Annotated in this window: 10 protein-coding genes; all 10 read right to left on the minus strand. The window is 72.8% G+C overall.

The features are described 5' to 3' along the window. The coding region (locus MNZ27_RS22195; protein ID WP_242396254.1) for a translation initiation factor IF-2 N-terminal domain-containing protein at positions 1 to 459 on the minus strand (459 nt) is incomplete at its 3' end. Between the two features lie 11 nt (positions 460 to 470). Then, complete coding sequence (locus MNZ27_RS22200) at positions 471 to 737, minus strand: YlxR family protein (protein ID WP_242396255.1); 267 nt, start codon at positions 735 to 737, stop codon at positions 471 to 473. Between the two features lie 3 nt (positions 738 to 740). Then, a complete protein-coding gene (gene nusA / locus MNZ27_RS22205; protein WP_242396256.1) occupies positions 741 to 2,402 on the minus strand; it encodes a transcription termination factor NusA in 1,662 nt (553 codons plus the stop codon). A 2-nt stretch (positions 2,403 to 2,404) separates the two neighbouring features. Then, complete coding sequence (locus tag MNZ27_RS22210; protein WP_242396257.1) at positions 2,405 to 2,920, minus strand: ribosome maturation factor RimP; 516 nt, start codon at positions 2,918 to 2,920, stop codon at positions 2,405 to 2,407. A 200-nt stretch (positions 2,921 to 3,120) separates the two neighbouring features. After that, positions 3,121 to 3,870 (minus strand): TlyA family RNA methyltransferase, encoded by a 750-nt coding sequence (locus MNZ27_RS22215; RefSeq protein ID WP_242396258.1) that lies wholly within the window; start codon positions 3,868 to 3,870, stop codon positions 3,121 to 3,123. Positions 3,871 to 3,900: 30 nt separating this feature from the next. Further along, positions 3,901 to 5,811: a 1-deoxy-D-xylulose-5-phosphate synthase gene (dxs, locus tag MNZ27_RS22220; protein WP_242396259.1), complete on the minus strand. Its 1,911-nt coding sequence runs from the start codon at positions 5,809 to 5,811 to the stop codon at positions 3,901 to 3,903. A 19-nt stretch (positions 5,812 to 5,830) separates the two neighbouring features. After that, positions 5,831 to 6,715 (minus strand): polyprenyl synthetase family protein, encoded by an 885-nt coding sequence (locus tag MNZ27_RS22225; RefSeq protein WP_242396260.1) that lies wholly within the window; start codon positions 6,713 to 6,715, stop codon positions 5,831 to 5,833. Between the two features lie 104 nt (positions 6,716 to 6,819). Beyond that, positions 6,820 to 7,221: a response regulator transcription factor gene (locus MNZ27_RS22230; RefSeq protein ID WP_242396261.1), complete on the minus strand. Its 402-nt coding sequence runs from the start codon at positions 7,219 to 7,221 to the stop codon at positions 6,820 to 6,822. A gap of 27 nt (positions 7,222 to 7,248) precedes the next feature. Further along, a complete protein-coding gene (gene xseB / locus MNZ27_RS22235; protein ID WP_242396262.1) occupies positions 7,249 to 7,530 on the minus strand; it encodes an exodeoxyribonuclease VII small subunit in 282 nt (93 codons plus the stop codon). A 22-nt stretch (positions 7,531 to 7,552) separates the two neighbouring features. Beyond that, positions 7,553 to 8,968: an exodeoxyribonuclease VII large subunit gene (gene xseA / locus MNZ27_RS22240; RefSeq protein WP_242396263.1), complete on the minus strand. Its 1,416-nt coding sequence runs from the start codon at positions 8,966 to 8,968 to the stop codon at positions 7,553 to 7,555.

The following is an 8,968-nucleotide window of genomic DNA, read 5'->3' on the forward strand; positions in this document are numbered from 1 at the left end:
CGGCGCGGACGCGGCGGGGACCGGCTGGGCCGCGACCGGAGCGGGCGCGGCGACCGCGGTCGGCGCCGGCGCCTCGATGGGCGCCGCCTCGACGGGCGCCGCCTCCGGCTCCTGCGCGACCTCCGGCTCCTGCGCGGCGACCGGCTCCTGCGCGGCGACCGGCTCGTGCGCGACCTCCGGCTCGGCGGCGGGCGCCGGCTGCTCGGCGACCTCGTGATGCGCCTTCCGGCGGACGACGAACCCGGGCCCGGCCGGCCGCACCGGCGCCGGCTTCGGCTTCTTCTCGGCGACGATCTTCTCGAACGCGGCGTGGGCCTGATCGTCCTCGAGGGAGGACGAGTGGCTCTTCACCTCGTAGTAGCCGAGCGCGTGGAGCTTCTCGACGAGCTCCTGGTTCGAGAGCTCGATACCCTGCTCCTTCAGCTGCTTGGCGAGCTCATGGACCCGCTTCTTGGACATTGTGCTGACTCCTAATCCTTACGGGGATTTCCCGTCAACTCGCCCCGCAGCGCGATCGCGTCCGCCTGGACGCCCTCCGACCTGAGCGCCCGGCCGAAGGCGCGCCGCTTCACCGCCCGCTCCAGGCAGGGGACGGTCGGGTGGAGCCACGCGCCACGTCCGCCGCTCCGCGCGCGGTCGATCACGACCCGCGACCCCGCCGCGACGAGGCGCACGAGGCCCGCCTGGGCGGCCTTGCCGCCACAGCCGACGCAGGTGCGGATCGGCGCGGACGTCATCGGCTAGGCCCCCGCCCCCTGCTTCGCCTTCTCGGCGTCCAGCTCGGCCCGGAGCTTCGCCTCCTCCTCGAGGTAGACGCCCACCGCGTGCTTGATCTGCCGGACCTTCTTGATGCCGAGGCCGGACGACTCGGCGAGCTTCATCATGTCCGCCTCGGCGTGCACCGCCTCGACGGTCGGGTAGCCGGCGAGCTTGAGCTGCTCGATGGTCTTCTCGCCGACCCCGCGGACGCGCGCGAAGCGCTCCTCCTGCGTGAGGCTGTCGGGGTGCCGGCGCGCCTCGGCGATGCGGGCCGCCTCGCGCTCCTGCTCGAGCCGCATCTCCTTCTCGGCGTCCACGATCGACTGCTCCCGCGCCTGCTTCTGCAGGCCGGGGATCATGTCCATCGTGAAGCCGGGGAACTGCGTGAGCATCTCCGGCGCCGCGTTCGCGAGGTCCTGCGCCTTGCGGAAGCCGTGCGCGTAGAGCATCTCCTGCGTCTGCTCCGGGACGTCGAGCGCGGTGAAGCTCTCCTTCGCGAACTCGTGCATCTCCTTCACGCGCGACTCGGAGTTGATGTCGAGCTTCCAGCCGGTGAGCTGCGACGCGAGCCGCACGTTCTGGCCGCGGCGGCCGATCGCCAGCGAGAGCTGGTCGTCCGGGACGATGATCTCCATCGCGCGGTTCTGCTCGTCGAGGAGGACCCGGGAGACCTCGGCCGGCGCCAGCGCGTTGCACACGAACCGGGCGTAGTCCTCGTCCCACGGCACGATGTCGATCTTCTCGCCGCGGAGCTCCTGCACGACGGCCTGGACGCGGCTGCCCTTCATCCCGACGCAGGCGCCGACCGGATCCACGTCCGAGTCGCGGGAGCTGACCGCGATCTTCGCGCGGCCGCCCGGCTCGCGGGCCGCCGCCTCGATGACGACCACGCCCTCGGCGATCTCGGGGACCTCCATCTCGAAGAGCCGCTTCAGGAGCTCGACCGAGGCGCGGGAGAGGATGATCTGCGGCCCCTTCGACTCGCGGAGCACGTCCATCACGTACGCCTGGATCCGGTCGCCGGCGCGGTAGCTCTCGCGCGGCACCTGCTCGCGCACCGGGAGCACCGCCTCCGCGCGCCCGAGGTCCACGATGACGTTGCCGCGCTCGAAGCGGCGGACGATGCCGGTGATGACCTCGCCCTTGCGGTCCTTGTACTCGTTGAAGACGTTCTCGCGCTCGGCGTTCCGCGTCCCCTGGATCATCACCTGCTTCGCGGTCTGCGCGGCGATGCGGCCGAACGACCGGCGGTACGTCTTGAGCTTGAGGAGGTCTCCCCACTGCTCGTCCTGCGCGCGCGCCTCGGCCTCGTCGTCCGGCCGGTAGTAGATCGGGAAGTCCAGCTCGTCGCCCGGCTCGACGTCGATCCCCTTCGTGTGCGCGAGCGACACCGGGATCATGTTCACCGGGTCGGCGATCGGGCTCTCCTCCGTGGGATCCGCGACGATCGTGAGGACCTGGAACAGGTCCACCTGCCCCTTCTCCTCGTCGTACCGGGCCTTGATGTTCCGCTCGAGCCCGAAGTGACGCTTGCCCGCGTTGGAGATCGCCTCCTCGAGGATCTCCACGAGGCGCGGGCGGTCGAGCCCCTTGTCCTTGGCGACCTGGTCGAGGATGAGGTTCAGGTTGACGTTCTGCTGCATGCTCAGTCCTTCCTCCGGAGGTCCGCCCCGGCGTCGTACTCGAGGTGGGCCTTCGCGATCTGATCGTGCGGGACGCGGTGCACGACGCCGTCGACGTCGATCTCGACGGCACCGTCCTTGAAGCCCCCCAGGACGCCGGTCCAGTGCTTGCGCCCCGGCGAGCCGGGCGCGGTGTCGGCGACGGGCCCGTAGGACTTCACGTGGACGCGCTGGCCGGCGTAACGCTCGAAGTCCTGCGGCTTGCGGAGGGGCCGGTCGAGGCCCGGCGACGACACCTCGAGATCGTACGCCTGCTCGATGAAGTCCTCGACGTCGAGCATCGCCTCGATCGTGCGAGACACCGACTGGCAGTCGTCCACGTGCACGCCGTCGGGCTTGTCGATGTAGACGCGGAGCGTCCAGCGGCCCGCGAGGCGGAGCCACTCGACGTCCACGAGCTCGAAGCCGTCTCGCGCCACCACCGGCTCGAGGAGGCTCCGCGCCCGCTCCGCGATCGACTGTTCTCCGATCCCCGTCATGACCCCTAAAAAAGAAAAAGTGGGCGACGCGGCCCACTTTCGTAACCCGGCAACGCCCGGGCGTAACCCGGCGAAGCCCGGGCCGAAAATGTCGGCGTGTCGATAACAGAACGAGCGACCCAGGTCAAGGAACGCCTTGTTCCACGGGCGCTCGAGCGCTCGCGCTCGTCCCCCGGACGGGGCCCGCGACGATCAGACGATCAGCGGATCGGCAGCCGGAGGCCGAGCAGCCACTCCCGGTTCCCGGCCGGTCCCTCGATCGGCGATTCGGCGTGCCCCAGCACCTCGAACCCCAGCTCGCGCGCCGCCTGCGCGACCGCCTCGAGCGCCGCGCGGCGCTTCGCGTCGTCGCGTACCACCCCGCCCTTGCCCACCTCGCCCTTCCCGACCTCGAACTGGGGCTTCACGAGCAGGACCGCATCTCCGCCGGGCCGGAGGATCGCCTTCACCGCCGGCAGGATCAGCCGGAGCGAGATGAACGAGAGGTCCCCGACCACGAGCTCGACCTGCTCCCCGAGCGCCGCCGCGTCGAGCAGCCGGGCGTTCTGGCGCTCGCGGACGATCACGCGCGGGTCGCCGCGCAGCCGCGGGTGGAGCTGACCGTACCCGACGTCCACCGCGTACACCTTCGCGGCCCCTCGCTGGAGCAGGAGGTCCGTGAAGCCGCCGGTGGACGCGCCCAGGTCGGCGCAGGTCTTCCCGCGTGGGTCCACCGGGAACACGTCGAGCGCCTTCTCGAGCTTGAGCGCGCCCCGCGAGACGTATCGCTGGGGGGCCGCGCCGGCCTTGAGCCGGATCGGCGCCTCGGGATCGACGAGCGCGCCGGGCTTGTCCACCCGCGCCTCGCCGACCACGACCGCCCCCGCCATCACGAGCGCCTGCGCGCGGGTGCGGGACTCGGCGAGCCCCCGCTCGACGAGGAGGAGGTCGATGCGCTGTCTCTTGGCCATCGAGACGCGGGCGATGCCGGACCTCTCGCCCTAGGCGGCGCCGCGCTCCTTGCGATCGCCCACCGTCGCCCGGCAGGCGGCGGCGATGGCGGCGGCGTCGATCCCGACCCAGGCGCGCTGCTTCGCCTGCTCGGCGTGGGTGATGAACTCGTCCGGGATCCCCAGCCGCTTCACCACGAGGCCGTCCTCGAGCAGGCCGCGCCGCTCGAACGCCTCGAGGCACGCGCTGCCGAAGCCGCCCGGCAGGCAGCCCTCCTCCACGGTGACGACCCGCTTCGCCCGCGCCGCCTCGGCGCAGATCAGGTCCTCGTCGAGGGGCTTCACGAACCGCGCGTCCACGACGGTGGCTGCGATCCCCTCGCCCGCCAGCGCCTCGGCGGCGGCCAGCGCGGGGCGGAGCGTCGTCCCGATGGAGACCACGCACACGTCCGGCTTGCCGGAGACGCTCCGCGCGACGCGCCCCTTGCCGACCGCGAGCGTGCGGAGCGGCTCGAGCGCGACGCCCTCGCCGGAGCCGCGCGGGTACCGGAACGCCGCGGGGCCGTCCAGCTCGAGCGCGGTGTGCAGCATGTGCCGCAGCTCGTTCTCGTCGGAGGGCGCCATCACGACGAGGTTCGGCACGCAGCGCAGGTAGGCGAGGTCGAACGCGCCCTGGTGCGTCTTCCCGTCGGCGCCGACCAGGCCGCCGCGGTCGAGGGCGAAGGTGACCGGCAGCCGCTGGAGCGCCACGTCGTGGATGATCTGGTCGTAGGCGCGCTGCAGGAACGTCGAGTAGATCGCCGTGACCGGCCGCACGCCGTCGCAGGCGAGCCCCGCCGCGAAGGTCACGGCGTGCTGCTCGGCGATGCCGACGTCGTAGGTCCGGTCCGGGAAGCGCTGCTTCGCCTTGATGAGGCCGGTCCCCTCGAGCATCGCCGCGGTGATCGCGACCACCCGCGGGTTGCGCTCCATCTCCTCGCAGAGCGCCTCGGCGAACAGATCGGTGTACGCCTTCGTCGCGGACGCCTTCTTCACCGGCTTCCCGGTGGCGACGTCGAAGAACGAGAGGCCGTGGCCGCGGGTGGCCTTGTCGGTCTCGGCGGGGCGGTAGCCCTTGCCCTTGGTCGTGACGGCGTGGAGCAGGATGGGGCCGTCGAAGGTGCGGAACTTCTGGAACGACTCGACGAGCCCCTTCACGTCGTGGCCGTCCACCGGCCCGACGTAGGCGAAGCCGAGCCCCTCGAAGAGGATGCCGGGCGTGACGAACGCCTTCGTCGCGGCGATCCCCTGGCGGATCATCTGGATGGCCTCGGACCCCTTGGGCAACGTCGCGAGGAAGTCCTTCACCCCCTTGCGCCACCGGTTGTAGGTGCGCGAGGTGAACTTCTTCGAGAGCCACTCGCTCATCGCGCCGACGTTCGGCGAGATGGACATCTCGTTGTCGTTCAGCACGACCACGAGGTCCCGCTTGAGATAGCCCGCCTGGTTCAGCCCCTCGAACGCGACCCCGCCCGTCATCGCGCCGTCGCCGACGACCGCCACCACCTTGCCGGGCGCGCCGGTCATCCGCTTCGCCTCGATCATGCCGAGGGCGGCGCTGATCGCGGTGGACGCGTGGCCGACGCCGAACGCGTCGTGCTCCGACTCCTGCCGCTCGGGGAAGCCGGCGAGGCCGCCCTCGGTGCGGATCGTCCGGAACCGCGTGCGGCGGCCGGTCAGGAGCTTGTGCGCGTACGCCTGGTGCCCGACGTCGAACACCAGCTCGTCCTCCGGCGAGGAGTACACGTAGTGGAGGGCGACGTTGATCTCGACGGCGCCGAGGGAGGAGCCGAGGTGACCGCCGTTCTTCGCGCAGGTCTGGATGATCTCCGCGCGGATCTCCTCGCAGAGCGCCGGGAGCTTCTCCACCGGCAGCTTCTTGAGATCGGCGGGGGAGTCGATCGAGTCGAGGAGGCGGTCCATGCGTCCTTCCTTTCGTCTCCTACTTCTTGCGCGAGAGCACGAACTGCGCCAGGGCACGGAGCGGCTCGGCGCGCGGTCCGAGTGGAGCCAGCGCGGCGAGGGCCTCCTCCAGGAGCGCCTCGGCCCGGCGGCGCGCCTCGGGGATGCCGACCAGGGCGGGGATGGTGGACTTCCCCGCGCCCGCGTCCTTCCCCGCGCGCTTGCCGAGGGTCGCGGTGTCCGCGGTGAGGTCGAGCAGGTCGTCGGCGATCTGGAACGCGAGCCCGAGCTTCAGCCCCACCGGGCGGATCCGCTCGAGCACCTCGTTCACGGGCACCCCGGCGCAGATCGCGCCAGCCACGACGGACCCCGACAGGAGCGCGCCCGTCTTGGTGCGCATCAGCTCCATCACCGCCGCCTCGTCCAGCGCGGCGTGCTCGCCGTCCATGTCGCGGGCCTGCCCCTCGACCATCAGGAACGCGTCCTCGGCGAGGACGCGCGCGAGCTGCGGGGCGCGGGCGTCGTCGGAGGCGAGGAGGTGGGCGAAGGCGAGGGACTGGAGCCCGTCGCCGACGAGCACCGCGGTGGCCTCGTCGTACGCCTTGTGCACGGTCGGCCGGCCGCGGCGGAGGTCGTCGTCGTCCATCGCGGGCAGGTCGTCGTGGACCAGCGAGTACGTGTGGATCGCCTCGATGGCCACGGCGAAGCGCAGCGCGAGCGGGTCGGCGGGATCGCCGCCGTACGCCTCGCAGGCGGCGAAGACGAGGGCGGGGCGGAGCCGCTTCCCGCCGCCGAGGAGCGCGTACTTGATGGCCGCGGCGAGCCGGGGGTGGCCCCGGTGCGCGTCGGCGAGCGCCGCGAGGTGGGGCTCGATCCGACCGGCGACCGACCGGAGATAGTTCTCGATGGAGAGGGAGTCGGACAAGGTGGGGGCCTTCTACCACGGAAGGCAGCCTTTGGGACGACACCAGCGGGGGGTCGGCGGCCTGGCGGCCACGCGGGACGGCGGGGACGGATTCCGCGTCGTCATCAAGCAGGGGTCGTGTGTACCGCGCCCGCGCGACGATCGAGGATCTCCCGGATCCGCGCCACGAGCGCGTCCATGTCCAGCGGCTTCGGGAAGTAGTCCACCGCGCCCGCCTCGATCCCGGCGCGCTCGTCCTCGACGCTCTTGCGGGCCGAGATGAAGATGACCGGGATGTCACCGAAGGTGGGGTTCTTCTTGATCGCCCGGCACAGCTCGAAGCCGTCGATCCAGCTCATCATGACGTCGAGCAGGATCACGTCCGGCCGGTCCACGTGCATGGCCGAGATGAGGCGCAGGCCGTTCGCCGCCTGACCGACCTCGAAGCCCTCGAGCTCGAGCGCGAGCGTGAGCATCTCGCGCGTGTCGCGGTCGTCGTCGACGATGATGACCTTCGGCTTCCTCATGCCCTCTTCGCCCGGCATCGGACGGCCTCACGGACCTCGGCCACCGGCGGGCTCGAACGGTACGGCCTCCTCGTCCCCGTCGGCGCTGCGGACGAGGAGCTCCACCCGGCGCTCCGCCTCGTCCAGCTTGCGCGACGCGTCCTTCGCCAGCCGCACGCCCTCCGCGAACTTCTCGATCGACTGCTCGAGCGTGAGCTGCCCGGACTCGAGCTCGCCCACGACGCGCTCGAGCCGCTCCACCAGCACGTCGTACGGCTCGTCCGCCGCCCCCGGCCCGCCGACCGCCGCTCCTCGCTCGTTCTCCGTCACGCGACCTCCGCTCTTCACCTGATTAACGGGGTCGCGAAAGGGGGTCAACGGGTGCCCCGCCCGAGCCGGCCGCGCTCGCCCCCTCGCCGGGCCTGCTCGTCCGTCCGGGCAGCGGATCCTCGCCCGCGCGCACCCGCTCGACCCGCGCGTCGAGCCACCCCTCCGCGAGCGCGACGCGCAGCGCGTCCCCCTCGCGCACGGCGGCGCTCGAGGTCACCAGCCGCCCCCGATCGAGCACGAGGGCGAACCCGCGGGCGAGCAGCTTCGCGACGTTCGCGGGCTCGAGCCGCGCCGCGAGCCGCTCCACGCGCAGCCCCTCGCGCCGGAAGCAGGCCGCCTGCCACCGCCCGAGCCGGACCGTGGCGGACTCCATCCGCGCGCGGAGCGCCCGGACCTCGGCCCGCGGCTCGCGCCGGGCGAGGCGCACGCGGAGCGCCTCGAGGGCGGCGCGCTCGCGCCGGCGCGGCGCGCGGACGGCGGCCTCGCCGCGGTGGAGCAGGTCGTCCACCCGGTGGCGCTCGCGGGAGAGGAGGTGCGCGGGATCGGCGAGCTCCGCCCGCAGCGCCCGGAGCGCGCTGCGGCGCCCGTCGAGCGCGGCCGCCAGGGCGCGATCGAGGCGGGCCCCGAGCTGGGCGGCGCGCGCGACGAGCTCGTCCTTCACCGGCGCGACGAGCTGCGCGGCGTGCGTCGGGGTCGCGGCGCGGACGTCGGCCACCAGATCGGCGACGGAGACGTCCGTCTCGTGCCCGACCGCCGAGACCACCGGCACCGGGCACGCCGCGATCGCCCGGGCGAGCCGCTCGTCGTTGAACGCCCAGAGATCCTCCTGCGAGCCGCCGCCGCGGGTCACCACCACCACGTCCACGCCCGCCCGGCAGAGCGCGCGCACCGCGGAGATCACGGTCGCCGCGGCCCCCTCGCCCTGGACGCGGCACGGCGCGACGAGGACCGGCAGCGTCGGGAAGCGCCCGTGCAGCACCCGGAGGAAGTCGCGGAGCGCGGCGCCGGTGGGGCTCGTCGCGACCCCCACCCGCCGGGGGAGGTGCGGGAGCGCCCGCTTCCGCGCCGGATCGAGGAGCCCGTCCGCCAGGAGCCGCTCCTTCACCTGCTGGAGCAGGAGCGCCGCGGCGCCGGCGCCGCGCGGCTCCACCTCCTGCACGACGAGCTGGTACTTGCCGTGCGGCGGGTAGATCTCCACGAACCCGCGGGCCAGGACCTCCTGCCCCTCCTCGAGCTCGAACGGGACCCGACGCGCCTGCGACGCCCAGAGCACCGCGCCGATGACGGCCTCGTCGTCCTTGAGCGAGAAGTACACGTGGCCGCTCGCCTGGCGCCGGAGGTTCGCGACCTCCCCGGCGACCCAGACGTCGCGGAACCGGGGCTCGACGACGTTCCGGAGCGCCCGCGTCAGCTCGCCGACCGAGAGCGGGCGCGCCAC

The organism is Anaeromyxobacter oryzisoli (assembly GCF_022690765.1).
Taxonomy (GTDB): Bacteria; Myxococcota; Myxococcia; order Myxococcales; family Anaeromyxobacteraceae; genus Anaeromyxobacter; species Anaeromyxobacter oryzisoli.